At 59.1% G+C, this 26,097-nt stretch carries 28 protein-coding genes; 21 read left to right on the top strand and 7 right to left on the bottom strand.

The window, feature by feature from the left end; translation table 11 throughout:
* Positions 1–2: 2 nt before the first annotated feature.
* From ispG to der, 5 genes are all read left to right on the top strand, one after another.
* Entirely contained in the window at positions 3–1,253 is a 1,251-nt protein-coding gene (gene ispG, locus AC52W5_RS11340; RefSeq protein WP_074975443.1) for a flavodoxin-dependent (E)-4-hydroxy-3-methylbut-2-enyl-diphosphate synthase, read from the top strand.
* Entirely contained in the window at positions 1,243–2,502 is a 1,260-nt protein-coding gene (gene hisS, locus AC52W5_RS11335; RefSeq protein ID WP_495671077.1) for a histidine--tRNA ligase, read from the top strand. The genes ispG and hisS overlap by 11 nt, the downstream gene beginning before the upstream one ends.
* Before the next feature lie 33 nt (positions 2,503–2,535).
* Positions 2,536–3,174, top strand: coding sequence for a tetratricopeptide repeat protein (locus tag AC52W5_RS11330; RefSeq protein ID WP_495671076.1), 639 nt, complete (start codon positions 2,536–2,538; stop codon positions 3,172–3,174).
* A 154-nt stretch (positions 3,175–3,328) separates the two neighbouring features.
* Positions 3,329–4,681, top strand: a complete 1,353-nt coding sequence (gene bamB, locus AC52W5_RS11325) for an outer membrane protein assembly factor BamB (protein ID WP_495671075.1) — start codon at positions 3,329–3,331, stop codon at positions 4,679–4,681.
* 129 nt (positions 4,682–4,810) lie between these two features.
* On the top strand, positions 4,811–6,211 hold the full coding sequence (gene der / locus AC52W5_RS11320) for a ribosome biogenesis GTPase Der (protein ID WP_495671074.1): 1,401 nt from the start codon (positions 4,811–4,813) through the stop codon (positions 6,209–6,211).
* Positions 6,212–6,229: 18 nt separating this feature from the next.
* On the opposite strand, the gene apaG is transcribed toward der, so the two are convergent.
* Positions 6,230–6,613 carry a Co2+/Mg2+ efflux facilitator ApaG/CorD gene (gene apaG, locus AC52W5_RS11315; protein WP_074975439.1) on the bottom strand — a complete coding sequence of 128 codons (384 nt, stop codon included), beginning with the start codon at positions 6,611–6,613 and terminating at the stop codon, positions 6,230–6,232.
* 186 nt (positions 6,614–6,799) lie between these two features.
* On the opposite strand from apaG, the gene rpe reads away from it, so the two are divergent.
* From rpe to trpE, 3 genes are all read left to right on the top strand, one after another.
* Complete coding sequence (rpe, locus tag AC52W5_RS11310) at positions 6,800–7,483, top strand: ribulose-phosphate 3-epimerase (protein WP_133668872.1); 684 nt, start codon at positions 6,800–6,802, stop codon at positions 7,481–7,483.
* A 109-nt stretch (positions 7,484–7,592) separates the two neighbouring features.
* Positions 7,593–8,321, top strand: coding sequence for a phosphoglycolate phosphatase (locus AC52W5_RS11305; protein ID WP_495671073.1), 729 nt, complete (start codon positions 7,593–7,595; stop codon positions 8,319–8,321).
* A 139-nt stretch (positions 8,322–8,460) separates the two neighbouring features.
* Complete coding sequence (gene trpE / locus AC52W5_RS11300; protein ID WP_495671072.1) at positions 8,461–9,942, top strand: anthranilate synthase component I; 1,482 nt, start codon at positions 8,461–8,463, stop codon at positions 9,940–9,942.
* Positions 9,943–9,965: 23 nt separating this feature from the next.
* Here the strand turns inward: trpE and AC52W5_RS11295 are convergent, their stop codons facing one another.
* The 6 genes from AC52W5_RS11295 to bioA all read right to left on the bottom strand — a co-directional run bounded on the left by AC52W5_RS11295 (position 9,966) and on the right by bioA (position 14,321).
* Positions 9,966–10,142 (bottom strand): hypothetical protein, encoded by a 177-nt coding sequence (locus AC52W5_RS11295; protein ID WP_495671071.1) that lies wholly within the window; start codon positions 10,140–10,142, stop codon positions 9,966–9,968.
* 203 nt (positions 10,143–10,345) lie between these two features.
* Positions 10,346–11,995, bottom strand: coding sequence for a D-alanyl-D-alanine carboxypeptidase/D-alanyl-D-alanine endopeptidase (dacB, locus tag AC52W5_RS11290; protein WP_495671070.1), 1,650 nt, complete (start codon positions 11,993–11,995; stop codon positions 10,346–10,348).
* Position 11,996: 1 nt separating this feature from the next.
* Positions 11,997–12,365, bottom strand: coding sequence for an MBL fold metallo-hydrolase RNA specificity domain-containing protein (locus AC52W5_RS11285; RefSeq protein WP_495671069.1), 369 nt, complete (start codon positions 12,363–12,365; stop codon positions 11,997–11,999).
* A complete protein-coding gene (locus AC52W5_RS11280) occupies positions 12,332–12,577 on the bottom strand; it encodes a hypothetical protein (protein WP_495671068.1) in 246 nt (81 codons plus the stop codon). The genes AC52W5_RS11285 and AC52W5_RS11280 overlap by 34 nt, the downstream gene beginning before the upstream one ends.
* A gap of 32 nt (positions 12,578–12,609) precedes the next feature.
* Positions 12,610–12,984 carry an MBL fold metallo-hydrolase gene (locus tag AC52W5_RS11275; RefSeq protein ID WP_495671067.1) on the bottom strand — a complete coding sequence of 125 codons (375 nt, stop codon included), beginning with the start codon at positions 12,982–12,984 and terminating at the stop codon, positions 12,610–12,612.
* Between the two features lie 23 nt (positions 12,985–13,007).
* Positions 13,008–14,321 (bottom strand): adenosylmethionine--8-amino-7-oxononanoate transaminase, encoded by a 1,314-nt coding sequence (gene bioA, locus AC52W5_RS11270; protein WP_495671066.1) that lies wholly within the window; start codon positions 14,319–14,321, stop codon positions 13,008–13,010.
* Between the two features lie 69 nt (positions 14,322–14,390).
* Here bioA and AC52W5_RS11265 point away from each other — a divergent pair, with 69 nt between their 5' ends.
* The 13 genes from AC52W5_RS11265 to AC52W5_RS11205 all read left to right on the top strand — a co-directional run bounded on the left by AC52W5_RS11265 (position 14,391) and on the right by AC52W5_RS11205 (position 26,095).
* Positions 14,391–14,615 carry a hypothetical protein gene (locus AC52W5_RS11265; protein WP_495671065.1) on the top strand — a complete coding sequence of 75 codons (225 nt, stop codon included), beginning with the start codon at positions 14,391–14,393 and terminating at the stop codon, positions 14,613–14,615.
* A gap of 375 nt (positions 14,616–14,990) precedes the next feature.
* Positions 14,991–15,161: a Flp family type IVb pilin gene (locus AC52W5_RS11260; protein WP_495671064.1), complete on the top strand. Its 171-nt coding sequence runs from the start codon at positions 14,991–14,993 to the stop codon at positions 15,159–15,161.
* 133 nt (positions 15,162–15,294) lie between these two features.
* The gene (locus AC52W5_RS11255; protein ID WP_495671063.1) at positions 15,295–15,891 is read left to right on the top strand and encodes an A24 family peptidase; all 597 of its coding nucleotides are present in this window, start codon (positions 15,295–15,297) and stop codon (positions 15,889–15,891) included.
* A gap of 233 nt (positions 15,892–16,124) precedes the next feature.
* Positions 16,125–16,934: a Flp pilus assembly protein CpaB gene (cpaB, locus tag AC52W5_RS11250; RefSeq protein WP_495671062.1), complete on the top strand. Its 810-nt coding sequence runs from the start codon at positions 16,125–16,127 to the stop codon at positions 16,932–16,934.
* Positions 16,931–18,673, top strand: a complete 1,743-nt coding sequence (locus AC52W5_RS11245) for a type II and III secretion system protein family protein (protein WP_495671061.1) — start codon at positions 16,931–16,933, stop codon at positions 18,671–18,673. Before cpaB ends, AC52W5_RS11245 begins: the two co-directional genes overlap by 4 nt.
* 7 nt (positions 18,674–18,680) lie before the next feature.
* The gene (locus AC52W5_RS11240) at positions 18,681–19,070 is read left to right on the top strand and encodes a tRNA dimethylallyltransferase (RefSeq protein ID WP_081363639.1); all 390 of its coding nucleotides are present in this window, start codon (positions 18,681–18,683) and stop codon (positions 19,068–19,070) included.
* A gap of 171 nt (positions 19,071–19,241) precedes the next feature.
* Positions 19,242–20,477 (top strand): pilus assembly protein TadG-related protein, encoded by a 1,236-nt coding sequence (locus AC52W5_RS11235; RefSeq protein WP_495671060.1) that lies wholly within the window; start codon positions 19,242–19,244, stop codon positions 20,475–20,477.
* An 11-nt stretch (positions 20,478–20,488) separates the two neighbouring features.
* Positions 20,489–21,019: a TadE family protein gene (locus tag AC52W5_RS11230; protein WP_256210531.1), complete on the top strand. Its 531-nt coding sequence runs from the start codon at positions 20,489–20,491 to the stop codon at positions 21,017–21,019.
* Positions 21,019–21,483, top strand: a complete 465-nt coding sequence (locus AC52W5_RS11225; protein ID WP_074975512.1) for a TadE/TadG family type IV pilus assembly protein — start codon at positions 21,019–21,021, stop codon at positions 21,481–21,483. Before AC52W5_RS11230 ends, AC52W5_RS11225 begins: the two co-directional genes overlap by 1 nt.
* 91 nt (positions 21,484–21,574) lie before the next feature.
* Positions 21,575–22,735, top strand: a complete 1,161-nt coding sequence (locus tag AC52W5_RS11220; RefSeq protein WP_074975511.1) for a CpaE/TadZ family protein — start codon at positions 21,575–21,577, stop codon at positions 22,733–22,735.
* Between the two features lie 28 nt (positions 22,736–22,763).
* The gene (locus AC52W5_RS11215) at positions 22,764–24,122 is read left to right on the top strand and encodes a TadA family conjugal transfer-associated ATPase (RefSeq protein WP_074975510.1); all 1,359 of its coding nucleotides are present in this window, start codon (positions 22,764–22,766) and stop codon (positions 24,120–24,122) included.
* 17 nt (positions 24,123–24,139) lie between these two features.
* Positions 24,140–25,111 (top strand): type II secretion system F family protein, encoded by a 972-nt coding sequence (locus AC52W5_RS11210; RefSeq protein ID WP_495671059.1) that lies wholly within the window; start codon positions 24,140–24,142, stop codon positions 25,109–25,111.
* A 42-nt stretch (positions 25,112–25,153) separates the two neighbouring features.
* Complete coding sequence (locus tag AC52W5_RS11205) at positions 25,154–26,095, top strand: type II secretion system F family protein (RefSeq protein ID WP_074975508.1); 942 nt, start codon at positions 25,154–25,156, stop codon at positions 26,093–26,095.
* Positions 26,096–26,097 lie beyond the last annotated feature (2 nt).

Below are 26,097 nucleotides of genomic sequence, written 5' to 3'. Positions count from 1 at the left end.
TCATGTCTATGGCTCAAAGTGCTTTTCCCCCACGCCGGAACAGCGTGGGCGTTCAGGTGGGTTCGATCCGGATCGGTGGAGGCGCGCCCGTCGTGGTGCAATCCATGACCAATACCGATACGGAAGATGAAATCGCCACCACCGTGCAAGTGGCGCAGCTTGCGCGTGCCGGATCTGAACTGGTGCGCATTACCGTCAATACGGCCGAAGCCGCCAAGGCAGTGCCGGGCATCAGGGCACGCCTCGACGATATGGGTTGCCACGTTCCCCTGATAGGCGATTTTCACTTCAACGGCCATAAACTGGTAACAGAGTATCCCGGCTGCGCACAGGCGCTGGCGAAGTACCGTATCAATCCGGGCAATGTCGGGCATGGAAAGAAACGCGACGAACAGTTTTCCATTCTGATCGAAGCAGCCTGCAAGTATGAAAAACCGGTGCGCATCGGGGTCAACTGGGGAAGCCTCGATCCCGAGTTGCTGGCGCGCATGATGGACGAGAATGCCCGCTCCGGGGACCCGAAGGATGCTTCCGCGGTAATGTACGAAGCCTTGATTACCTCTGCGCTTCAAAGCGCTGAGCGCGCGGAGGAGATCGGTCTGGGTCGTGACAGAATCATATTGTCATGCAAGATGAGCGGGGTGAGAGATCTCATTACCGTTTATCGCGCCCTTGCATCCCGCTGCGACTATGCGCTGCACCTTGGGCTCACCGAGGCGGGCATGGGTTCGAAGGGGATTGTTGCTTCCACGGCGGCACTGTCGGTACTGCTTCTCGAAGGTATCGGCGATACGATACGCATATCGTTGACGCCCGAGCCAGGGGGGGACCGCTCGCGCGAAGTGATCGTGGCTCAGGAGATACTGCAAACCACCGGTTTGCGCGCTTTTGTGCCTCTGGTTGCCGCCTGTCCCGGCTGCGGCCGTACCACCAGCACCTATTTTCAGGAGCTGGCGGAAAGCATCCAGGGTTACGTGCGCGACCAGATGCTGGTATGGCGCGAAGAATACGAAGGTGTGGAAAACATGACGCTCGCTGTGATGGGCTGCGTGGTCAATGGCCCCGGCGAAAGCAAGCATGCCAATATCGGCATCAGCCTGCCAGGTTCGGGGGAACGGCCGGTGGCGCCGGTATTTGTGGATGGCCAGAAGTCTGTAACACTGAAAGGCGATAATATCGCAGGGGAGTTTCGCCAGATAGTCGATGAATATGTGCAGATGAAATACCCGAAGAAAGCAGTCGATGCCCACTAGGGGGATTCAGGCTGTACGCGGGATGAACGACATCCTGCCTGATCAGATTTACCGGTGGGAGTTCTTCGAGCAGAGTGTCCGCGACTGGATGGCGGCTTATGGTTACCGCAATATCCGCATGCCGATAGTCGAGCAGACCGACCTGTTTGTGCGTTCCATCGGAGCGGTTACAGATATCGTCGAGAAAGAGATGTACACCTTCGTGGATCATCTCAACGGCGAGAGCCTGACTCTGCGGCCGGAAGGAACCGCGTCCTGCGTGCGCGCGGTACTTGAGCATAACCTGCTCTACTCCGGCCCGCAACGGCTGTATTATTCGGGCGCGATGTTCCGCCACGAGCGTCCGCAAAAAGGACGTTACCGGCAATTCCACCAGGTCGGCGCCGAGGCCCTGGGATATGCCGGTCCCGATATCGATGCCGAGCTTATCATCATGTGCGCCGACTTGTGGAAGCGGCTCGGTGTTTCCGGGGTGCGGCTCGAAATCGGGACGCTTGGCAGCGCGGAGTCGCGCTCCGTGCATCGCACCCACCTGATCAGCTACCTGCAGCGGCATCTAGGCAAGCTGGATGAGGATGCATCCAGGCGCCTGCACAGCAATCCCCTGCGCATACTCGACAGCAAGAATGCCGGGATGAGAGAGATTATCGAGGGCGCTCCGCGGTTATTGGATGACCTGGACGAGGACTCTCTCATTCATTTTGAAGGTTTGCAGCAAATCCTGCGCGAGCAGGGGATCGACTTCGAGATCAACCCGCGACTGGTACGGGGGCTGGATTATTATAATCGCACCGTATTCGAATGGGTCACCGACAAGCTGGGAGCGCAGGGAACCGTCTGCGCAGGCGGACGTTATGACGGACTGGTAGAACAGGTTGGCGGCAAGGCTACTCCCGCGTGCGGATTCGCCCTGGGAGTGGAGCGGGTACTGGCACTGGTGATGGACAGTGTCATCCCTCAGGCTCCTCCTGATGTCTACGTGATTCACAAAGGCGACGCCGCGGCCGGGTTTGCCTGGAAAACGGTAAGGCATCTGCGTGACCACGGGTTCCAGGCAATTCTGCATTGCGGAGAAGGCAGCTTCAGGGCACAGATGAGAAAGGCCGACGCGAGCGGGGCGCGTTTTGCGGTCATCATCGGAGATGATGAAGCACAAGCTGGCGAAGTGAGCATCAAGCCGCTGCGGGAAGCAGCCGAGCAGGTCCGGACGGGGCTTGCGGAAGCTGCCGACCTGCTGAAAAGGGTCTGAATCAGAAGAATTCAATTCAACTCGGGAAGGTAAATGGCAGCATATAATCCGGAAGAGCAGGAAAATATAGACGAGCTGAAGTCCTGGTGGAACACGTATGGCACGTTGGTGATTGTGATTGTCGCAGTTTTCATCGCAGGTATCGGCGGCGCGCAAGCATGGAACTACTACAAGAAGCAGAAAACCGAGCAGGCCCTGGAATTGTATGATTCCGTGCTGCAGGTTCAGGGGAGTGGCGATGCAAAAAAAATCAGCGACGCTGCCGGTCTGGTGATGGAAAGCTTTCCGAATAGCGGTTACGCGTCGCGTGCGGCATTGATATCGGCTCAGGCCAGTTTCAACGCCGGAGATTTGCAGAACACGAAAGACCGCCTGCAATGGATGCTCGACAATTCTGGGGAAGAAGAGCTGAAAGACATGGCGCGATTACGTTTGGCGGGCGTATTGCTGGATGAGAAAAAATACGACGAGGCGCTGCGCCTGCTTGAAACCAGCCATGGGGAATCCTTCGACGGACTCTATGCCGATCGCCGGGGCGATGTGCTGGCGGCCACCGGGAAAGTTGGGGAAGCCCGGGCGGCTTATCAAACAGCGCTTGCCAGGATAAACGCCGGCGGCACTTACCATGATATCGTGCAGATGAAGCTGGATGCGCTGCCAGGCGCCAAATAGTTACAGTTTCGATATAAGCTGGATAAGCTGGCGCGAGTTCGCCAGCCCTCGCAGCTTGCTGCAGTCGGTCCATTCTGGAAGCCGCTCCTTAACCTGATATGCCTTGATCGGCTTGTTGATTTTTTCGTAACTACTCCTTCTCATAAACAGGAAAATGCGCGCAAGCAAAGCGTCAGCGGATGAGTTGCTGAATGTGTTTCCCATGTCTGCGGGTGCGGGGGGAAGCACTACGGCCGGCGCCAGTGAGGTACACAGGGAAATGGCACTCCCGGAAGAGTCGCGCCCGTTTCACCTGGCGGATAGTGCATTCTGGCGCTATGTTCTATTGCTCGTATCGTCCTTCACGCTTTCCGGATGCGCAGGCATGGTAGACATGGTGCGCGATGTGAGCCGCAGCCTTGCTGATATCGATGTATCCGGTGTTACGGATCTTTTCGGACCAGGTGAGGTTCAAATGAGCCCGGAGCAGATCGCACAACTGGAGGTGATACCCAGCACGCGCCCCGGCTGGGAGGCGGGCGTCGAGGAAAGCCCGGCGACTGTATTTCTGCCGGTTTTCAGCGATGGGGCTGTCTACGCGGGAGGGCCGGATGGCCGTCTTGTGCGTTTCGACGCAGCATCAGGCAAGGCTTCAGGCGTCATCGACACCAAGCATCCTCTCGCGGGTGGAATCGGCGCGGGAGATGGTATGCTGCTGGTGGGCACTTTCAAGGGCGAAGTGCTGGCTTTTGACGAGAAAAGCGGCAAACCGAAGTGGACTGCGAATCTTTCAACCGAAGTGCTGAGCCCTCCGCATGCCGGAATGGGTGTGGTAGTCGTTCGCACGGGAGATGGCCGTATATACGGGTTGGATAGCGAGAGCGGCAAGCGCAAGTGGGTTTATCAGGGCGCTACTCCATCACTGACAGTCCGGAGTTTTGCTGGCGCACTGATTGCCGATGATAGGGTATATGCCGGTTTTGCCGGAGGCAGGCTCGTGGCGCTGAATATTTCGAACGGTAGTCTGGTTTGGGAGGCAATGGTGTCACGGCCCAGGGGCGCCACCGAACTCGAGCGAATTTCGGATGTTACCAGTTTGCCCGTTCTGGATGAGCAACAGGTGTGCGCTGTTGCCTACCAGGGGCGTATCGCCTGCTTCGATATTACAGCCGGTAACCAGATCTGGGCCCGGGATGTATCCAGCAATGCTGGTCTGGCCATGGATGACAATTATGTTTATGTGAGCGAGAACAGGGGCGGAATAGTGGCTTACGACAAAAGGGATGGCACCAGCGTATGGGCGCAGGATCTGCTCAACGGGCTCAGGTTATCCGCTCCGCTGGCGCACGGCGCTCGCATCGTGGTAGGAGATTCTCAAGGTTATGTAAATTTCATCAGGAAGGATAATGGCGCCATTATTGCGCGCTCCGGAACCGACGAAAGTGCCATTACCGCCCGTCCCATATCCTTGCCCAATGGTATCGCGGTACAAACCCGGAAAGGCGGAGTTTTTGCCTTTGGTGCCTAATCGGGCGCTTGGGCGCCTGTTTGAAAACTCACCTTCTGAGGAACACCTCGGTAATCCGGAATTCACTGTTCAGCGCTTCAATTCCGTGCTCTATGCGAAGCCGAGCCCTGTTAAACGAAAGCTGAAATCATGAAACCCACTCTCGTACTGGTAGGGCGATCCAACGTCGGCAAGTCCACGCTCTTTAACCGTCTGACACGCAGTCGCGACGCGCTGGTGGCCGATATACCGGGATTGACACGCGACCGTCATTACGGACACGGCAAGCTGGGCGACAGGCCATATCTCGTGGTCGATACCGGAGGCTTCGAGCCGATGGCGACGGAAGGCATCCTGCACGAGATGGCGAAGCAGACGCTGCAGGCAATTGACGAGGCTGACATCGTGCTCTTCATCGTGGACGGTCGAAGCGGTTTGACAGCTCAGGACAAAATTGTCGCCGAGCAACTTCGCAAATCGGGGCGCCGAACCCTGCTGGCGGTAAACAAGACCGAAGGCATGGCTGCTTCCGTCGTTACTGCGGAGTTTCATGAACTGGGATTGGGCGAGCCTTGCGCAATTTCCGCCGCCCATGGCGAAAACGTGAATGAACTGGTGACGCTGGCGCTTCAGGATTTTCCCGACGAACCTGAGCAGGAAAGAAAAGACGAGCATCCGAAGATCGCCATCGTGGGTCGTCCCAATGTGGGGAAATCAACGCTCGTGAATACCCTGTTGGGAGAGGAGCGTGTCATCGCGTTTGATCAGCCGGGAACCACGCGCGACAGCATTTATATCGACTTTGAGCGGAATGGGCGCACCTATACCCTGATCGATACAGCCGGTTTGCGCCGCCGCGGCAAGGTGCAGGAGGCCGTGGAAAAGTTTTCCGTGGTGAAAACCCTGCAGGCGATAGAAGACGCCAACGTGGTGATACTGGTGCTGGATGGGCGCAGTGAGATTTCGGATCAGGATGCGCACATTGCCGGATTTATCCTGGAAGCGGGACGGGCACTGGTGCTGGCCGTGAACAAGTGGGACAGCCTGGATGAGTACCAACGCGACATAATCAAGCGCGATATCAGTCGTAAATTACCGTTTCTGCAGAATTTCGCCCGGTTTCACTACATCTCGGCGCTACATGGCACTGGCACGAAAGGACTGCTGCCCTCTGTCGATGTCGCCTATGGAGCGGCGATGGCTCATCTGCCCACTCCCAGGCTTACCCGCACGCTATTGGCCGCAGTGGAGAAGCAGCCACCCCCGCGCGCTGGTATGTCACGTCCCAAGCTGCGCTACGCCCACCAGGGTGGCTCGAATCCGCCATTGATCGTCATCCATGGCAATGCGCTCAATGCCGTGCCGCAAACCTATCAGCGTTATCTGGAAAATACATTCCGCGACGCCTTCGAGTTGGAGGGGACGCCGCTGCGGATAGAATTCAGGACAGGCCGCAATCCCTACGCGGAAAAGAGCCGCGCTCCGCTCACCGAAGCCGAGGCAAAACGGGCCCATCGCCGCCGACGCTATGGGCGGAAGAAGTATGGGTAACGGATGGCGGAAGATTTCTCAATGCAATATCCGTGGCACGCTCAGAATGAACTCCGGAATGGGCGCGTCGAAGCGCAGGCCATCCTCGGCCACCATCTGGTAGCTGCCTTTCATTGATCCTACCGGTGTCGAGATGGCCGTGCCGCTCGTGTATTCATAGCTGTCTCCCGGCTTCAGCAACGGTTGCTCCCCCACCACTCCCAGACCTCTTACCTCCTGTACGCCGCCGGTGCCATCGGCAATGACCCAGTGCCGGCTGATGAGCTGAGCAGTGACTGTACCGGTGTTGGAAAGAACGATCGTATAGGCGAATACATAGCGGTCCAGCGCCTCGTCCGATTGTTCCGGAAGATAGGTGGTATGAACCTTTACCGCGATCTCGTATCTTTTTCCTTCAGCCATAATGGCATTGCACACTATTTTCCGGTTCAGGGCAAGGGCAGGGCGCCGCAAAATCATTGGAACGATTTTTCAGGACTGCAAGAGATCGCAACCAGGAACAGCAGCTTTAAAGGCAGACGCCACTAACGCCGCAAGGCAATTTACGGTTAAAATCGAGCTTTTTTGATCATCACAAGGACGCCCTTCATGGCCAATTACCGCATTGCTCCAAGTATTTTATCTGCAAACTTTGCCAAGCTGGGCGAGGAAGTTTCCGCAGTTATCGATTCCGGCGCGGATTTTATCCATTTCGATGTGATGGATAATCATTATGTACCCAATCTGACTATCGGACCTCTTGTGTGCGAGGCCATTCGGCCGGTAACCGATGCGATTATCGACGTGCACCTGATGGTCGAGCCGGTTGACCGTATCGTTCCGGATTTCGCGAAAGCGGGAGCCAATATCATTTCCTTTCATCCGGAGGCAACGCGTCATATCGATCGCACCATCGGACTCATCAAGGAGCAGGGATGTATGGCGGGACTCGTTTTCAACCCCGCCACGCCGTTGAATTATCTTGACCACGTTCTCGATAAGCTGGACCTGATACTGATCATGTCGGTCAATCCTGGCTTCGGGGGACAGAAATTCATTCCGGAGGCGCTGCCGAAGCTGCGGGAAGTGCGAAAACGCATCGATGAGAGCGGCAGGAATATACTGCTGGAAATCGACGGCGGCGTGAAAGTGGATAACATCGCAGAAATTGCGCGTGCTGGAGCAGATACTTTCGTTGCCGGTTCCGCAATTTACAGCGCAGGAAAGGACAGCGATCCCCACCGGTATGACACGATCGTCTCAGCCCTGCGAGCAGAACTGAAGAAGGTTTGAGCAGGCCCGTGAGCAGGCTCCCGAAGTCTGGAGCGATCCGTCTGGAAGTCGCTTCGTCGCTTATACGAACGAGCCGGTATCATTTTTCAATGAATATGGATAACACGACGTGAACAAAAGCTTTTCTCCGCTTGCACGTGCTTCTTCCCCTGATACGCATTTTCCCCTGCCGATCAAAGCAGTCATGATCGATCTCGACGGCACCTTGCTCGATACGGCGCCTGATCTTGCCACCGCTGCCAATATGATGCTGAAGGAACTGGGGAAAGCCGAGCTTCCGCTGGAAACCATCCAATCCTATATTGGCAAAGGGATAGAAAAGCTGGTGAAACGCTCGCTCACCGGCGACCTCGATGGCGAGCCCGATGCAGACCTTTTGCAGCGTGCAATGCCGCTGTATGAGCAGAGCTACGAAAAAACGCTGTATGTGGATACGCGTGCGTATCCCGGCGTGCGCGAGGGATTGAACGCATTGCGCGCAGGCGGCTTCCGGCTTGCTTGCGTGACCAACAAGGCAGAGGCTTTTACCATGCCGCTGCTTCGTGCGGCGGAATTGCTGGATTACTTCGATGTCGTGGTTTCGGGCGATAGTCTGCCGAAAAAGAAACCGGACCCGATGCCTTTGCTGCACGCTTGTGAACGCTTCGAAATCGGACCTCGTGAGATGCTGCTGGTCGGGGATTCGCTGAATGATGCCCAGGCTGCGCGTGCGGCGGGTTGTCACGTCTTTTGTGTTCCCTATGGATACAACGAAGGGCGCGACGTATACGAACTCGATTGCGATGCGATCGTCCCATCGTTATATGAGGCAACAAAGCTGATCCAGAAATCGTCATGAGCAACGGAAAAACGGAAAAGGAAAGATATGCAACCCAGGGGTGGTGCTACTGGCACTGTGGGGGTTGGCGTTGGCGGTTCGATAGACATTGATCCGGTCTGCGGTATTTTTTCATTTTCTGTTTTTTGGAGCCTGAATCATGACGGAAGCAGAATTCCATGCCTTGGCGGCAAAGGGCTACACGCACATTCCTGTCGTCCTCGAAACTTTTGCCGATCTTGACACTCCGCTGTCAGTTTATCTGAAGCTGGCGAATGAGCCTTATTCCTATCTGCTGGAATCCGTCCAGGGCGGCGAGCGTTTTGGACGTTATTCAGTTATCGGCTTACCCGCCCGCAGTCGAATCGAGGTGCGCGGCAGCGATGTCAGCGTAATCGACCCCAGCAGCAGGCAGGTATTCCAGTCGGAAGATCCCCTTGCTTTCGTTCAATCCTATATGGCGCGCTTCAGGGCGGCACCGTATCCCGGCTTGCCCCGCTTTTGCGGTGGTCTCGCGGGCTACTTTGCATACGATACAGTGCGTTATATCGAGCGCAGGCTCGCCGGCGAGCACGCGCACAGGCTGCCCGATACGCTTGATACGCCCGACATCCTGCTGCTGGTTTCGGAGGAGCTGGCAGTGGTGGATAATCTTTCCGGCAAGCTCTACCTTATTGTATATGGGGACGCTGCTCTGGAGGGCGCGTATTCCAGCGCCCGGAAACGGTTGAAAGAACTGCTGGGATATCTCCGGGAACCATTGCGGATTCCATTGGAAGCCCCGTGTGAATCGGGTGCGCCCGTATCGGAGTTCGCCGAGGCAGATTTCATTTCGGCAGTGGAGCGAGCCAAGCGCTACATTTTTGATGGCGATATCATGCAGGTGGTGCTGTCGCAGCGCACCAGCAAACCGTACAGCGCCTCGCCGCTCGCACTGTATCGTGCGCTGCGCAGCCTCAATCCTTCTCCCTACATGTTTTATTACCACCTCGGCAGCTTTTACGTGGTGGGAGCCTCGCCCGAAATCCTGGTGCGGCTCGAGGGTGAAACGGTTACGGTACGGCCGATCGCGGGAACCCGTCCACGTGGCAAGACTAGGGCAGAAGACGCGGCACTGGCGGCTGATCTGCTCGCTGACCCGAAAGAGCGGGCGGAGCATGTAATGCTGATGGACCTGGGGCGCAACGATGCAGGACGCGTGGCGCAGATCGGAACGGTAAAGGTGACAGAGAACATGCGCATCGAGCACTACTCACACGTCATGCACATTGTTTCCAATGTCGAAGGCCGGCTCAAGTCCGGCCTGAACGCGATGGATGTGCTGCGTGCCACCTTTCCCGCGGGCACCGTGAGCGGCGCGCCGAAGGTGCGGGCAATGGAAATCATCGATGAACTGGAAGTCTCGAAGCGCGGAATCTATGCGGGTGCAGTCGGATATCTCGGATTCAACGGAGATATGGATCTGGCTATCGCCATCCGCACCGGCGTGATCAAGGATGGCAAACTGCATGTCCAGGCGGGTGCCGGCATCGTAGCCGATTCAGTTCCTCAAAGCGAATGGGTGGAGACGCAAAACAAGGCCAGGGCGCTGCTGCGCGCAGCGGAGATTGCGGAGGGCGGGTTGGATAGCAGGATCGAGTAAGGGAATTTCTTGCTGGATGACAACTACAAATTATCTTTTCTTATACCCCATTGCTTGCCGTTGATAAAGGCCTGCACGTCCTCATCAGAAACAATTTCATATTTCCACTGCCAAGAAGTGTAAAGATGAGGAGCATCCTCAGTGTTCTTAATTTTTGCCCATACTTTGAATTTCGTACCTATAGGATGAAGCTCTCGCATAGAAGTAGAGCACTCCACTTTCAAAGTGGTGGATAATCCTTGCCCCGAGAGGGCCGCGCCCTGATCGAATGGCGCGATAATTCGTTATCGGATCTGTAAGTCTCAATAATTACGTAACGGTAGTAATACGACATAACATATTCTTATAGCTCATATCGACTGTGCATGCGTCTTAATGCGATGCTCAGCCAACATTCCGTGATTTACTTAGCACCTTCGTAGACGCAATCGAGCAGCGCATCCATCGCAACCTGTCCGCTCTCCGCGCGCGGGTGGTTGATGAAAAAAACCACGACCGAGCGCCTGCCCGACTTGTCGCGCACATAACCCGCCATGGTTTTTACCCCCTCCAGCAGGCCTGTCTTGATATGGGCCTGGCCGGCGGCACCGCTGCGGTTCAGCCTTTTCTTCATGGTGCCGTCCACTGCGGCGATGGGCAGAGAAGAGATAAACTCGGGCATGACAGGGCTCTGGAATGCGGCGAGCAGCAGTTGGCCCATGTGCCCGGCGCTGATGCGTTCATTCCGCGACAAGCCAGCCCCGTTTTCCAGGATCAGCTCGGGAAAGACCAGTTGGCGGGAAGCGAGCCATTGCCGGATGGCCGTTTCCGATCTGGCAAGAGTTGCGCGTGACGGGTCAGGATTTTCCCTGATTCCATCCAGGGAAGGTATTGTTCCATTTTCGGCGGCTCGGCCATTCCCGTAGCCGATGCTGAAGGAAGCCGGCATTACTTGCGGTTCCCTGAACGGTTCGCTGCCCAGCCCCAGGGTGAGATAGAGCTGGCGCGCGGCGGTATTGTTGCTGAACTTGTTGATATCGCGCACGATATCTGCCAGGGGAGGAGACTGGTGGGTTTCCAGCGGAACAGTTCCTCTCGGAGCGGCACTCCTGCGCACGGTACCGCGCAGAACACCCCCCTGCTGCTCCCACAATTGCCTGAACAGGTCGAAGGTATAGCGGGCAGTGTCGTGAACACTGAGGAACAGGGTTTTTTCACCGCACCCAAAGGCATAGCTGCCCTTGAGCGTCACGGACACGCGGCTGGCGAAGCCGGGACCGGACTGAATATCCGTGCCAAGGGCGTCCTTCCAGTCATTGCATGCACCGTTGGTGAGCGTCAGGCTGTTTTTGAGGTCGAGAGAGGGCAGCAGGGGGTCCACCACGATGCGCACGCTCCTGCTTTCCGGCTGCGGCAGCAGCCGCAGCGCGAGCGTCCGGTAATTCACCATCAGCGCCTCGGGGAGGACGTTGTATGCGCGATAGGGCTTGCCGTCGAATGCGGCGGGATCGCTGCCGGGGAGATCAAAATGGCTGCTGTCGAGCACCAGGTCACCGGTAATCTCGCGCAATCCGGTCTGGCGCAGCCGCCGGGTGAGAAGCCAGAAGTTCTCCAGATTCAGCCTCGGATCGCCGTAGCCCTTAATGACCAGATTACCGTGAAGCGCCTCATCCCGTATGATTCCATCCGCGTACAGTTCTGTCTTCCAGGCGTACGCCGGTCCCAACAGTTCCAGTCCGGCGAATGTGGTCAGAAGCTTCATCACCGAGGCCGGGTTCATGCCGGTGCCGGCATTGACAGCCAGAAGCGGCTGTCCTGCGCCGGTTTCATGCACATAAATGCCGACAGCGGACCGGGGGATGCCCGCCTGCGCGAGCGCATGTTTTACCGCGAGAGGCAGGTCGAGTGCCAAACCCGGCAGCGGCAGGAAGACAAGCAGGCTGCATAATGCCCACTTTACTGCCCGTGCTAGGGGTGCGCGATGCAAGTTTGTCAGTGAGTTTCCGGATGAGCTTCCGGTCAGGTTTTTCTGCGGCTTTTCCAGCGAGTTTTCCAGAAGTGTGAGCAGGGCCATGCTAGGTCTCAACGGTTGCGGATTGGACAGGAATACTTGCATTCCAGTTCAGTTTCTGCCGGATGGCGTCGGCCAGAATGGCGCAAGTCGAAGATTCTCCATGAACGAGGAAAGTCCGGTCGGGAGGAGCGCCGAAGTGGCTCAACCAGGCGAGCAGGTCGGCCTGGTCCGCATGGGCCGACAGACCGCTAATAGTGTAGATATCCGCCCGGACGGGCACGTTTTCATCGAAAATCTTCACTGATCTAACCCCATCCACCAGTCTGCCTCCCAGCGTGCCGACCGCCTGGAAGCCGGTAATGAGTATGCTGCATTCCGGCCTGCCCAGATTGTACTTCAGATGATACTTGATCCTGCCCGCGTCGGACATTCCGCTTGCCGAGATGATAACGGCTCTCTCTCCCGTATATTATTGAGGCGCATCGATTCCTCGACGCTTTGAACGAAATGGATGTGTGACTTGCCGCTGTTGTGGCGCAGCCACTTCATTGCGTCCGCCATTTCCTCATCGAGCAGCCGGGTATGCTTGAGGGTGATCTCCGTGGCGGTCAGCGCCATGGGAGAATCGACATAGATATCCATCTCGCGGATTTTCCCTTTGCGGTAAAGATCGATCAGAAGAAAAAGCAGGTCCTGCGTTCGCCCCACCGTGAAGGCCGGCACGATGATATTGCCGCCCTTTCGCAGGAGGCACTGTCCTTGAGCATCACGGTGAGCAGATCGGCAGTGGCGGCGGTGGTGTAGATTGGCCCCCGGAACCCAAGCATGGCAAGGCGCGGCAATAATCCGGAATGATCGATATGCGCGTGGGTCAGCAGGACAAAATCGATCGTTTCGGGGCCGCAATCGAAGGCCTCGCGATTCTTGCGGTCCGCTTCCCGGCCGCCCTGGAACATCCCGCAGTCCACCAGAAACCGTACCTGGGGCGTTTCGATCAGAAAGCAGGAACCCGTGACTTCGCCTGCCGCGCCGAGAAAAGTCAGTCGCATGGGAGTTTGCTCAGCATGCGTTTTCACCATGAATCCAGCGCCGCCAGCGTGCCTGCCACCAGTAGGTCCATTTCCTGCTCGTTGATCACATACGGCGGCATGAAGTAGACGGTGTTTCCCAGTGGCCGCAGGGACAGCTCCTGCCTGAGCGCAGCCTGGAAAAATTTTCCGGAAAACGCCGGGTCGGAAGTTTCGACTTCGAACGCCCAGATCATTCCGCAATTGCGAAAATCCCGCACCCGTGGGTGTCGTGCGATAGACGTGGACGCCTCGTTGAGGTAGCGCGCCCTGGCGCGGTTCGCCTCGATAACCCCGTCCTGCTCGAAAATATCCAGGGTTGCGAGCGCGGCCCGGCAAGCCAGCGCATTGCCGGAATGGGTATGGGAATGCAGAAAGGCGCGCACCGTGCTGTCGCCGTAGAAGGCGGCGTAGATGCCCTCCGTGGTCATTACGACCGAGAGAGGAAGATAGCCCGCCGTCAAACCCTTACCGATGCAGAGAAAATCCGGCAGGATATCGGCCTGCTCGCAGGCGAACAGCGCTCCCGTCCTGCCGAAGCCGACCGCGATTTCATCCGCGATGAGATGCACCTGATACCGGTCGCAGAGCTCGCGCGCGTATCTGAGGTAATCCGGGTGGTACATGCCCATGCCGGCGGCCCCCTGAATCAGGGGTTCCAGAATGAGTGCGGCGGTTTGCGCATGATGCGCCGCAAGGTGCGCCTCGAGTGCTGCGGCGGCGCGCAGGGCATGCTCTTGGGGCGATTCGCCCTCGGGGGCATAGCGCCAGTCCGGGGTGGGAACATGATTGCCTGGTCGCAGGAGCGGGGCATAGGTTTCCCTGAAGAGCGCCACATCCGTGACCGAAAGCGCTCCCAGCGTTTCGCCGTGGTAGTCGTTCTGCAGACTGACGAAACGGTTCTTTTCAGGACGGCCGAGATTGTGCCAGTAATGAAAGCTCATCTTCAGCGCAATCTCCGTGGCAGAGGCGCCATCGCTCGCATAGAAGCAATGCCCGAGCCGGTTCGATACCAGTCTGCTTAGGCGCTCGGACAATTCCACTACCGGTTCATGCGTGAACCCCGCCAGCATGACATGCTCCAGGCGGTCGAGCTGCTCGCGAATGGCTGCGTTGATGCGCGGGTTGGCATGACCGAACAGATTGACCCACCAGGAACCGATGGCATCGAGATACCGCTTGCCGTCGCCGTCGTACAGCCACACCCCCTCCGCGCGTGAAATAGTAATGAGCGGCAGCGATTCATGCTGCTTCATCTGCGTGCAGGGATGCCAGACCGACTTCAGGCTGCGTTGGCACAAGGATTCACTGGGACTCATTGGGACTCATCGTTCATCTGCGGGTGGGCATCATGGGGAAAACAAGCGGGAAACTGGCAGTGGGAAGCAATGGGATGGAAAGCAGTGGGACCGATGGGACACAAGGGAACACGAAGGCGACATCATACCGTGCATCGCCCGGCAGGTGAACATGCGGGCGTGCAGGCAGTGCAAACGTCATGCCGTCTGCTATCAGCGGTCAGCGGCACGACGCTTATTTCACCTCCTGTAGCTGATCCGCATGCTGCTCAGTGCTGTGCTTCAGTAATCGAAACCCGGCTCATCAAATTTTGAGATGGCGCGTCTTCTTCCCCCTGTTTCCCGCAATGCCAGCAGGCTGCCGCCCGGATAATTTCGCCCATAAAGGGAGAGGGAGGACACGGGCGCATGCGGCGCCCAGGTTCAGGCAGATCGAGCGGGATAGAAGTCCTCCGGAAGAAAGTTGGGGGAAAAGCGGAAGAAGGGCATCCGCAACGGATTGGCCGCGACTCCCCTCTATGGGAACGTCATAATGGCGGCGGCTGTCACGCAACCTGTACCTTGGTACAAGGTGTACTTCAGTACGATGGACCCAGCCCCTGCGGGCTTTCAAAATGGCATCCGCAGTACGAAGAAAGAAGCACCGCCATCCGGCGGATTTTATTGATGACCTGAACAAGAGGAAACATTATGAACAAAATCGCACAAGGCATGAAACAGTTCCTGAATGACGAAGAAGGCGTGACTGCCATTGAATATGGCCTGATCGCAGCACTGATCGCGGTAGCGATTCTCGGTACCCTGCAACAGATCGGCCCTGCTTTGAATACTCATTTCCAGACTATTCTCGCTGCACTGTAAAAAGAAACCTCCCAAAGGCTGTCGATGAGGTATCCGGTCTTATCTCTGATACCTCTGGGCAGTCGTAGTTGGAGCTCAAGTGCCGCCCAGCTTTACGCTGGGCGGTTAGCAGTTGAAGCAGTTGAATGAAAACATGAACCAACACATGCATTCACTAACTATCGGATTTTTGCTGCTGCTGTTGCTGGCAGCAGCCTGGAGCGATATCCGCAGCCGCCGGATACCGAACGTCCTGGTTTTTCCGGGTGCGATCATCGGCGTTCTGCTGCATGCCCTGCTGCCGCAGGAAGCAGGCGGAGTGGGGCCCCTCGGCTCTCTGGCGGGGCTGGGCACCGGGCTGGCGCTGCTGCTGCCGCTCTACCTGCTGCGCATCATGGGGGCGGGGGATGTGAAACTCATGGCCATGACCGGCGCCTTCCTCGGTGCGCAGGAAACTGTCGGCGCCCTGCTGTGCGTCCTGCTTGCAGGCGGAGTGCTGGCGCTGTCAGCCGCGTTGGGTCAGGGCAAGCTTCGCCTGCTGTGGGGCAATCTCAATGTCATGCTGCTGGGTACACTCGCCGGGGGGGCGATGACGGGTCTGCCTGTGAGCGGAAAACCCGGTGAAAGTGCCGCGGGAGATGCCACGGAATCCGCCGCGGAGTCTGCCGAGGAATCTGTCGGCACGCTGCCCTACGGCGTGGCCATCGCGGCCGGCACGATGGTGTATCTGGGCATGACCCGCTGGGGTTGACAGAACGTATGCCAGATGAGCGCACGGGAATATAGGTACAAAGTTACAAAGTACAAAAGCGAAAGTATACGAGCAAAGTATGAAGAAAGCGCTCTGAGGGGTTCGCGGGTTATCCGGTGTGCCGATACCCGCATATTACAGAGTCAATGAATCGAGTGGCTGGATCACGAGAAGACAGCTTGGGGTGATCCGGAAACAATTATTAGCGAAAGTCAGCTAAAAGGAATGACTGAATGAAGAACGTGAGGGCGATATGGATGATCGTGATCTCGCTGCTGCTGGGATTGGCCGCGGTAGTGGTCGCCGGCAAGTGGATCATCGACCGCGCCAGCCTGGATGCGGCCACCGTGATCGTCGCCTCGCGCGATATCGATGTCGGCACCCGGCTGACGCCCGATATGCTGCAGTCGTCAGACTGGCCGCGCGCGACGGTGCCGGAAGGATCCTTTCGGGACGTAAATCTGCTCGATACACGCGTGGTCAAGGTCAACCTGGTGCGCGGCGAGCCCCTGCTGGAAGCCAAGCTCGCGCCGCAGGGCGCTGCGGGAGGGTTGTCGGGCGTGATTGCCGAGGGCAAGCGCGCCATCACGGTGAAGGTCAACGAGATCGTCGGCCTTGCCGGTTTCGCGTTGCCGGGAAACAACGTGGACATCCTCGTCAACGCTAAGGACGAAAACGAAAAACCCATTTCCAAGATCGTGCTTGAGCGAATCCTCGTGCTGGCCGTGGGACAGGACCTGGGCCGAGATGAAACCAAGCCGAAGGCGGTCACCGCCGTGACGCTGGAAGTCACGCCACAGGAAGCGGAAAAACTCGATCTCGCGCGCAGCATCGGCACCTTGTCGCTGGTGCTGCGCAACCAGATCGACAAGAGTCCCGGCACCACGGCGGGAGTGCGCACGCGGGATCTGCTGACGCTGCATTCCGATCCCGCTCCAGCCCCTGTCCGGCGTACTGCGGTGGCTACACCCAGGCCGGGCGTGGAAATCATCCGGGGCATGGAAAGAACCGAAGCAAAACTGGTGGAAAAGGAAACCCGATGAAGTTGCAGCTCTCCCCGAACAGATTTTCCGTCATGCCGACACCCATGATTATTTCAGTAGGCACTGCCGGTTTCCGTCGAACCCCCGGTTCCGTGCGTCGGCCATTTCGAGCGGCGTTGATCCCGGCTCTACTGGGCATGATTATGGTTGTGGGACTGAGCGGCAAGCTTTTCGCCGCAGGCCAGGCCAAAGGCCCGATCATGGAGCGGACGGTGGTTGCGTCAGCGAAACCGGCAGGACCAACGGATGTCCTGCTCGCTGCCTCCGATATGGATGTGACCTACGGCAAATCGGCCCTGCTCAGGCTGTCGGGGTCGGTCACGCGGATATCGGTAGGCAATCCGGACGTGGCCGATGTGACGCTGATCAGCCCTAGTGAAATCTACGTGCTGGGCAAGTCGATCGGGACGACCAACGTCATTTTATGGACCCGCGGTGGACAAAAGGGAAGCGGACAGACTGCCGTCATCAATGTCACAGTCATCCTGGATGCGGCGGCGCTGCAAGCCAAGCTGCGGGAACTGATGCCCGGTGAAACCGACATCAGGGTAACCTCGGCCGGAGATTCGCTGGTCCTCTCCGGCGCGGTATCCGATACGCTGAAGGCAGACCGGGCGGTGGCGCTGGCAGATGCCTATGTGCGCGCCGCGGCAGGGAGTCAAGGCGGGCAGCGCGGCGGCAAGCAGGGCGGGGATGCGTCCGGCGGGCAGGGTGGCGGCGGGGACGAACCCAAGGGCGCCGGCCAGGGGCTGGGCAGCATCCACGTGGTCAATCTGCTGCAGGTGGGCAGCAACCAGCAGGTGATGCTCGAAGTGAAGGTGGCGGAGATCAACCGCAAGGTCGCGGAAAAGCTCGGCTTCGATTTCCAGAGAGCGGCCAGAAAAGCCGGGAGCGCCTGGACCCAGATCATGACCGGCATCATCGGTGGTGCGCCCGGCATGCTGTTCCAGTCCAGGGGCACGCCCGATATCGGTGATGCTTTCCTGATCGATGCCGAGAAAAAGGACGAGCTCTTCCACATCCTGGCCGAACCCAACATCGTGGCGATCAGCGGCCAGGAAGCAAGTTTTCTGGTGGGCGGGGAAGTCATGATTCCAATTCCGCAGTTTGCCGGCGTTATCACGCTCCAGTCCAGGCAGTTCGGCGTGGGCTTGAGGTTCACCCCCACCGTGCTGGAGGAGGGCCGCATCAACCTGGTGGTATCGCCGGAAGTGACGGAACTGGTCAAATTCGACACCATCGCCACTACCGGACTCGGCGGTGTCTTGGCCGTGCCCACCTTCACCACCCGGCGCGTATCCACCACCGTGCAGCTGCGGGATGGCCAGTCGCTCGCCATCGGCGGGCTGCTGCAGGATAACATCAAGGAAACGATCAAGCGCTTCCCGGTGCTGGGAGAGATTCCCATACTCGGCGCTTTGTTCCGCAGCAGCGATTTCCAGAAAGACAAGACCGAGCTCATGGTGGTGGTGACGCCGCGCCTGATCAAACCGCTGCAGCCGGATTACGCGTTGCCGACCGATGCTTTCGTCCAGCCTGACCGGGGGGACTTCCTGTTTGACGGCAGGATGGAGGGCTCGCCGGCGGGGCTGCTGCCAAAGGGCATGCCGGCATCGGAATATCCCCCGCAGTATCCACCGCACGGGCAATTACAGGGCCAACCGCAAGGGCAATTACAAGGTCAACCACAGGGCCAACCCCAGGCCGGGCGTGACGATACCGGCTTCGAGATGAAGTGAGAGTGAAATGAAAGACGATAAGGACGCACTCAGCATGCACACAAACCTGATAACCGCCACTCCAGCCAGATTGCACCCAGGCAGGGCAGCTGTTCTGGCAGCAGTTGTGATCGCTACTCTCACTCTGGCGGGATGTATACCTGCCACGCCGCGGCTGGATGCACAGTCCGGCATTGCCGTGAACATTGCCCGTACCCAGCAGATCGCCAATCCCAATGCCTCGCGTGACAACGCTCCGGTGGAGGGAATCGACGGGCAGGCGGGCGACGCCGCCGTGGACAGCTACCGTGAATCGTTCGTGAATCCCCGGCCAGCCTTGTCAGGCGGCGTGGTGAACGTCGGCAGCGGCAGGGCCGGAAGCGGCGGCGGGGGCGGTGGCGGAATGTTTGGCAGGTAATACCGATTCGGCAGAGCGAGCACGTTTAGAGTTAGGAAGTGCGACAGTGGATAGTGAGACAGTGGGACGGAAGACAAGGCCATGAAGCAGACTACAGACGGGTCGCCGCGATACCGGAGCCCATACCGGGGTCGAGATCAGAGCCATTTAGGCTGCCGCCAGGAAAGGGGCGTGGTCGCCATCATCGTGGCGCTGTCGCTGGTCGTCCTGGTGGGGTTTGCCGGCCTGGCGCTGGACCTGGGCAAGCTCTATGTCGCCAAGTCGGAGCTGCAGAACAGCGCCGACGCGTGCGCGCTGGCGGCAGCGCGGGAACTCACCGGGGCCAATACCAATCAGCTCGTCCTGGCCGAAGCCGCGGGAATGACCGCGGGCATGCGTCACGATGTCCTCTTCCAGGATGAAATGATCGCGCTGACCGTTGACGACAGCGTGACATTCAGCCAGACGCTCAACGGCGTCTACCAGGCCAAGGCCGCCATCGGCCCGACGGAAGCCGTGCTCATGCAGTATGCGCGCTGCACGGTGGGCCGCACCGGAATTGCCAACTGGTTCATCCAGGTGCTCAATCTTCTGCCGGGAGTAACGATCGGCGACCAGGCAGTCGCGGCCGCCGCAGTGGCCACCCGCACCCCCTCGCAAGTGACCTCCTGCGCTGTCCCGGTAGGCGTCTGCAGCAGCGCGATCACGCCCTCGACGCCGCCCGGCACGTGGCTGCAGAGCGTGATCGGCCCCGGCGGGTCCGGTAGCGGAAGCGGTAATCTGACGGGTAATTTCATGTGGGTGGACTACACGCCGCCCGGCGGCGGGGCCTCCGAACTGGGAGGCATCCTGACGGGTCCGGGGGTGTGCAATCTTCCCGCCATAGGCACGGAGGTCGGCGAAGCCGGCGTCATGTCTTCGCTCGCGGCCCACTGGAACAGCCGTTTCGGCATCTATCAGGGCAGCGTCAAGCAGGGGGAGTCGATACCGGACTATACCGGTCGCGCCTATACCGACGCCGCGGGAAGCTGGCCCTCCAAATTCAATGCGTTTGCCGATTTCAGGAGCAAACGGGCGGTGTATGCACCCTACCAGGGGGACACCACTACCGGGCTGCGCACGAATGGAACGGTCATCAACTCGGCCACCCTCCAGGCAAGCGGCGGGGATCGCCGGCTGGCGACCGCCGCCGTGCTGGATTGCAGCGGCTTCACCAGCGGCTCGACGGTTGCACCGGTTCAGTCATGGGCGTGCGTCCTGATGCTGCATCCGATCAATACCAACGCGGGAGGCACCGGCACCGGAGCCGACCGCATGTATCTCGAATACCTCGGGCGGTCGGACGACGAGGGCAGTCCCTGCGCGAGTTCCGGCGTACCCGGTGGAGCCACCAGCGGCGGCCCGCTCGTCCCGGTGCTGGTGCGATGAGGATTACCGTCATGACTACTCTGGATAAGCAGGCATACGACAGACGGACATACAGCATGCGGACATTTTCGCGCGCGGGCCGGGGAACGAAGCATGGGGCGATGCGCGGCGCGGTCGCCGTGGAATTCGCCCTGCTGCTGATTCCCCTGCTGCTGCTTGCGTTCGGCATCGCCGAGTATGGCCGCGCGCTGTACCAGTACAACACGCTCGTCAAGACGGTGCGCGATGCGGCGCGCCTGCTGTCGCACCACAATCCTGAAGATCCGGCTTCCTACGGGCCAGTGCTGGAGGAAGCTCGATGCCTGGCGGTACATGGCAATACCAGTTGCAGCGGGCCCGCTCTGGCGCCGGGGCTGACGACCGGGATGGTGACGATTGCGTCCAGCGCTACGACCACCGCCGCGGGTACGACGGTTACATTGGTCGAGGTCAGGATTACGGGATATGTCTTCAATTTTGTCTTCAATCCGGCCCGGTTGCTGGGGGCTGCCGCCGATACCATTCCGTTCAGCGATATCCACGCCACGATGAGGCAGTTGTGATGAATGCGCGCCGCCCTTGCCGATTGTCGCCGCATGCGAACCGGTTCCGGCAACGGGGTGCTGCCGCGGTCGAATTCGCGCTTATCGCCTCGCTTCTGTTCATCCTGCTGTTCGGCATCATCGAAATGGGCCGGGTGCTGTTCTACTGGAACACCGCGACCGAGGCCACGCGGCTGGGGGCGAGACTGGCGGTGGTGTGCGGCAAGGACGCGGCAATCATCAAAACCCGCATGGGCAACATGCTCAACATCCTGACCCCGGGCACCATCGATATTGCCTATACCCCATCCGGCTGTGACGTCAGTTCATGCCGGTCGGTCACCGTCAGCATCACCGGCCTGAATGTTGCAACATTCATTCCGTTCGTGCCGTTGAATCTGAACATGCCTCCCTTCGCTACGACCCTCCCGCGCGAAAGCATGGGCATGAATGCAGGGGGCGAGGCCAATCCGGATTGCAGCTGATCCGGCGGAATGGTGAAAACTCAGCCAGGAAAGACAGGCAGGAAAGACAGCCAGGAAACTCAACCAGGAAAGAATAAGGGAAGGCAAAAAATTGAAGATCGCCGTAGTCGCGCAAGATTCGCAATATCCCAGCACCATCCAGAGATTTCTGGCCGAAGCCGACAAGCCTTATCCGCTGATCAGCCTGATAGGCGGAGTGCAGCAGGTCGCGGCCGTGGCGGAGCAGGAACAGCCTGATTTGCTGATGCTGGAGGGGCAGTACTTCAGTTCCATGGAACTGGAGGTGCTCAATCGCGTTACCTCCCGTTTTCCGGATGTAGGGATGGTAATGCTGTGCCCGGCCCAGCCTCCCGAGCTGCTCATCGAAGTCATGCGTGCCGGCATTCGCGAAGTGCTGCCGACGCCACTGACCCGCCATGTGGTGATCGATGCCGTCGAGCGCTTTCAGCAGAGACTCGCGCTGGCGCGGATGCCCATGCATGAGTGCAAGGTGCTGGCGTTCATTCCCTGCAAAGGCGGCAGTGGAGCCACATTTCTTGCGACCAATATCGCCTATGCCCTGGCCGCGCAGGAAAACAAGCGGGTTGCCTTGTTCGATTTCAATCTGCAGTTTGGCGATGCCGCGCTGTTCGTGCAGGATGATGCGCCCACCACTTCGATTGCCGATGTGGCGCGCCAGATCCAGCGACTGGATGGATCGTTCCTCAACTCGAGCATGATCCAGGTATTGCCGAATTTCGGCATGCTGGCTGCGCCCGAAAGTCCGGAAAAGGCCGCGGAGATAAGACCGGAGCACATCAATCCGCTCTTTCAGGTCGCGATGAAACATTATGACTTCGTGATCCTGGATGTCGGACGCGAACTGGATGGGATTTCGATCCAGGCGCTGGATCGCGCCGATCTGATTTTCCCGGTACTGCAGCAGACCCTGCCCTCCATCCGGGACGCCAGACGCATGTCGGCGGCGTTTGCCGCATTGAACTATCCGGAAGAAAAGATTCGGCTGATCTTGAACCGCTACAAGAAAAATGCCGATATCACGCTCGATGATATCGAGAGTACCTTGAACCTGAAGATCTTCAAGGTGGTGCCGAATGATTATGCCGTCGTCACCAGTTCGGTCAACCAGGGTATCCCCGCGACCAGGCTGGCACCCCGCAGTCCGGTGGCGAAGTCGTTGCAGGAGATTGCGCATGAATTATGCCGCAGCGCCGGCCAGGGAAGCCTGCTCAGGAAGCTGTTTGCATTCTAGATAACCCCGATTTTATGGACTGACAGTCATGTCGATACGAGAACGTCTCCAGAGCGTGAAGGAAACCGGGTTGGCCGAGCATCACCCTGCGCCTGTCACGGCTCTGCACGATATCCCCGCTTATGAGGAGTTGAAGGCGCGCGTCCATCAGAAGCTGCTCGACCGGGTGGATCTGGCAGTCATGGAAAGCCTGCCGGCCGAACGCCTGCTGATGGAGATCAGGAACCTGGTGGAGCGGCTGCTGGTCGAGGAATCCGTCCCGATCAACGAGGCGGAGCGCCAGGGCATCGTCCGCGACATCCAGAACGAAGTGCTCGGCCTGGGCCCGCTCGAGCCCCTGCTGGCGGACCCGACCATCTCCGATATCCTGGTGAACACCCATCGCCAGGTCTATGTCGAGCGGCGCGGGCGCCTGGAACTGACCGACGCCCACTTTGCCAACGAAAAGCACCTGAGAAAAATCATTGACCGGATCGTGTCGCGTGTCGGGCGGCGCGTGGATGAGTCCAGCCCCATGGTCGATGCGCGCCTGCCCGACGGTTCCCGCGTCAATGCCATCATCCCGCCCCTGTCGATCGATGGCTCGATGCTTTCGATCCGGCGTTTTTCCGTCAAGCCGCTCAAGATGAATGATCTCATGGCATACAAGTCACTGACACCGGAGATGGGGGAGATCATCAGCGGGCTGGTCAAGGGCAAGTGCAGCATCCTCATTTCCGGGGGCACCGGCAGCGGCAAGACGACGCTGCTCAATATCATGTCCGGTTTCATTCCCTCCTCCGAACGGATCGTGACCATCGAGGATGCAGCCGAGTTGCAGTTGCAGCAGCCCCACGTGGTGCGGCTGGAGACGCGTCCTCCCAACGTTGAGGGCAAGGGCGAAATCTCGCAGCGGGCGCTGGTGAAGAACAGCCTGCGCATGCGCCCCGACCGGGTCATCATCGGGGAAGTGCGCGGCGCCGAGGCGCTGGACATGCTGCAGGCCATGAACACCGGCCATGAAGGCTCCATGGCCACGATCCATGCGAATACGCCGAGGGATGCGCTGGGCAGGGTCGAAAACATGGTGAACATGGCCGGGCTGAACCTGCCCATCAAGGCGATCCGTCACCAGATCAGTTCGGCCATCTGGGTGGTGATCCAGGTTTTGCGTCTGACCGATGGCAAGCGCAAGGTGACGAGCATACAGGAGATCACCGGCATGGAGGGCGACATCATCACCATGCAGGAAATCTATACTTTCGAGCAGACGGGCATCGCGGCGGACGGATCAGTGCAGGGACATTTCCGCGCTACCGGCATTCGCCCCAAGTTCGCCGAACGCCTGCGTGTATACGGCATACCGCTGCGCGAGGAGCTGTTCGATCCCTCGCGCCGGTATACATAGCGGGCGAGGAGACGGGAATGGACCTTCTTTACTATCTGTTTCTCATATTCTGCTTCCTTGCGGTCGTGCTGCTGCTGGAAGGGGGCTACCTGGCCTGGCACGCGCACCGCGGGCCGGAAGCAAAACGCATCCAGGAACGTTTGCAGGCCGTTTCCGCGGGATGGGGAGATGCCGAGACGGGACTGATGAAGCAGCGGCTGCTGAGCAGTTCGCCGGCGCTGGAGCGTTTCCTGCTGCAGATTCCACGCATTCACAGCCTCGACCGCCTGCTGCAGCAATCCGGCATGTCCCTGATGGTGACCCACTTCCTGGGCTACACGGCCATGACCGCCCTCGGAGGAATGGCGAGCGCCGCGCTGCTGGGCCTGCCGTTTACGGTCGCGCTGCTGTCGGGGGCGGCGGGAAGCGGGCTCCCCCTGTTTTTCACGCTCAGCGCGAAACGCAAGCGCCTGGAGAAAATCGAGCGGCAGCTGCCGGAAGTGATCGACCTGATGGGGCGCGCGCTGAAGGCGGGCCACGCCTTTTCAGGCGCGCTGCAGCTGGCCTCCACCGACGGACCCCAGCCGGCTGCCGACGAGTTCCGCCTGACATTCGATGAGATCAATTTCGGCGTCTCGGTGCAGGATGCGCTCATGAATCTCGCCACGCGGGTTCCCATCACCGACTTGCGCTATTTTGTCATCGCCGTGCTGATCCAGCGCGAAAGCGGCGGCAACCTGGCGGAACTGCTCGACAAGATCAGTGGATTGATCCGCGCGCGTTTGACGCTGTTGGGGAGAATCCGCGTGCTTTCCGCCGAAGGGCGGCTGTCGGCCTGGATTCTCTCCTGCCTGCCGTTTGGCGCGGCTTTGATGATCAATCTCGTCAATCCCGGGTTTCTGACGGTATTGTGGACCGACCCCATAGGATTGATGATGGTGGGAACGGCGCTGGGAATGATGGTAACCGGTATCTTCGTCATGTCGCGCATCATCAAGATCCGGGTATGAAGCAGTTTCACTGACAATGCCAACCATGAGGATAGCCGAGACATGACACCTGTGCAGATCGCCTACCTGGCGATGATTTTCATCACCGTGGCCGGAGCCGCCTTCGGGGTGATGCGGGCGCTGGCGCCGCGTCCCACCAAAACCCGTCTCGATCAGGTTGCCGCGGGAGATTCTGGGCGGCAGCAGAAGGCCGGAGACGGCTGGGAACGGACCATGGTCAACCTGGCGGGTCCGCTCGCCAGGCTGGCCCTGCCGAGCGAGGGCTGGGAAACCTCCGTGCTGCGCACGCGCTTCATGCACGCAGGCTACCATGCCCGCTCGGTACCGATGGTGTACTTCGCGGCCAAGGCGGGACTGGCGCTGATTTTGCCGGCGATTTTCCTGCTTTACGTGGGCATCGGCCGCCTGGAACTGAGTACCAATGCCGTCCTGTTCGTCCTGTTGAGCCTGGCGGCATTCGGCTATTACCTGCCCAACATGGTGCTGGCGCGCCTGGTTTCGCAGCGCAAGCGGGAGCTGTTCGAGAGTTTTCCGGATGCCATCGACCTCATGACGGTGTGCGTCGAGGCCGGACTGGGACTGGATGCCGCCATGGTGCGGGTGGCGGAAGAAATGCGCCTGAGGAGCAAGGCCCTCGCCAACGAGCTTCATCTGGTCAGCCTGGAATTGCGTGCCGGCAGGACCCGCGAGCAGGCGCTGCGCAACCTTGCCATGCGTACCGGCGTGGAGGAAGTCGAGGCCCTGGTTTCCATGCTGGTCCAGGCCGACCGCTTCGGCACCAGCGTCGCCGCTTCCCTGCGCGTGCATTCCGACACGCTGCGCACCACCCGCCGACTGCGGGCGGAAGAAGCCGCGGCAAAAATCGCGCTCAAGCTGCTTTTCCCCCTGATTTTCTTTATCTTCCCGTCGCTCCTGCTGGTGCTGATGGGGCCGGCTTTCATCAACATCTATCGTGTGCTGCTCCCCACTCTCGGGAGCCAGTAACG

The sequence above is a fragment of the Nitrosospira sp. CT genome (assembly GCF_059489795.1).
The sequence above is the reverse complement of the archived record's forward strand: the minus strand, read 5'-3'. Positions and strand labels throughout refer to the sequence as shown.

Coding starts and splice junctions, on each gene's coding strand:
- ispG (WP_074975443.1), top strand. CDS start 3: ATGTCTATGGCTCAAAGTGCTTTTCCCCCACGCCGGAACAGCGTGGGC.
- hisS (WP_495671077.1), top strand. CDS start 1,243: ATGCCCACTAGGGGGATTCAGGCTGTACGCGGGATGAACGACATCCTG.
- AC52W5_RS11330 (WP_495671076.1), top strand. CDS start 2,536: ATGGCAGCATATAATCCGGAAGAGCAGGAAAATATAGACGAGCTGAAG.
- bamB (WP_495671075.1), top strand. CDS start 3,329: ATGCGCGCAAGCAAAGCGTCAGCGGATGAGTTGCTGAATGTGTTTCCC.
- der (WP_495671074.1), top strand. CDS start 4,811: ATGAAACCCACTCTCGTACTGGTAGGGCGATCCAACGTCGGCAAGTCC.
- apaG (WP_074975439.1), bottom strand. CDS start 6,613: ATGGCTGAAGGAAAAAGATACGAGATCGCGGTAAAGGTTCATACCACC.
- rpe (WP_133668872.1), top strand. CDS start 6,800: ATGGCCAATTACCGCATTGCTCCAAGTATTTTATCTGCAAACTTTGCC.
- trpE (WP_495671072.1), top strand. CDS start 8,461: ATGACGGAAGCAGAATTCCATGCCTTGGCGGCAAAGGGCTACACGCAC.
- AC52W5_RS11295 (WP_495671071.1), bottom strand. CDS start 10,142: ATGCGAGAGCTTCATCCTATAGGTACGAAATTCAAAGTATGGGCAAAA.
- dacB (WP_495671070.1), bottom strand. CDS start 11,995: ATGGCCCTGCTCACACTTCTGGAAAACTCGCTGGAAAAGCCGCAGAAA.
- AC52W5_RS11285 (WP_495671069.1), bottom strand. CDS start 12,365: ATGTCCGACGCGGGCAGGATCAAGTATCATCTGAAGTACAATCTGGGC.
- AC52W5_RS11280 (WP_495671068.1), bottom strand. CDS start 12,577: ATGGATATCTATGTCGATTCTCCCATGGCGCTGACCGCCACGGAGATC.
- AC52W5_RS11275 (WP_495671067.1), bottom strand. CDS start 12,984: ATGCGACTGACTTTTCTCGGCGCGGCAGGCGAAGTCACGGGTTCCTGC.
- bioA (WP_495671066.1), bottom strand. CDS start 14,321: ATGAGTCCCAGTGAATCCTTGTGCCAACGCAGCCTGAAGTCGGTCTGG.
- AC52W5_RS11265 (WP_495671065.1), top strand. CDS start 14,391: ATGGGATGGAAAGCAGTGGGACCGATGGGACACAAGGGAACACGAAGG.
- AC52W5_RS11260 (WP_495671064.1), top strand. CDS start 14,991: ATGAACAAAATCGCACAAGGCATGAAACAGTTCCTGAATGACGAAGAA.
- AC52W5_RS11255 (WP_495671063.1), top strand. CDS start 15,295: ATGAACCAACACATGCATTCACTAACTATCGGATTTTTGCTGCTGCTG.
- cpaB (WP_495671062.1), top strand. CDS start 16,125: ATGAAGAACGTGAGGGCGATATGGATGATCGTGATCTCGCTGCTGCTG.
- AC52W5_RS11245 (WP_495671061.1), top strand. CDS start 16,931: ATGAAGTTGCAGCTCTCCCCGAACAGATTTTCCGTCATGCCGACACCC.
- AC52W5_RS11240 (WP_081363639.1), top strand. CDS start 18,681: ATGAAAGACGATAAGGACGCACTCAGCATGCACACAAACCTGATAACC.
- AC52W5_RS11230 (WP_256210531.1), top strand. CDS start 20,489: ATGACTACTCTGGATAAGCAGGCATACGACAGACGGACATACAGCATG.
- AC52W5_RS11225 (WP_074975512.1), top strand. CDS start 21,019: ATGAATGCGCGCCGCCCTTGCCGATTGTCGCCGCATGCGAACCGGTTC.
- AC52W5_RS11215 (WP_074975510.1), top strand. CDS start 22,764: ATGTCGATACGAGAACGTCTCCAGAGCGTGAAGGAAACCGGGTTGGCC.
- AC52W5_RS11210 (WP_495671059.1), top strand. CDS start 24,140: ATGGACCTTCTTTACTATCTGTTTCTCATATTCTGCTTCCTTGCGGTC.
- AC52W5_RS11205 (WP_074975508.1), top strand. CDS start 25,154: ATGACACCTGTGCAGATCGCCTACCTGGCGATGATTTTCATCACCGTG.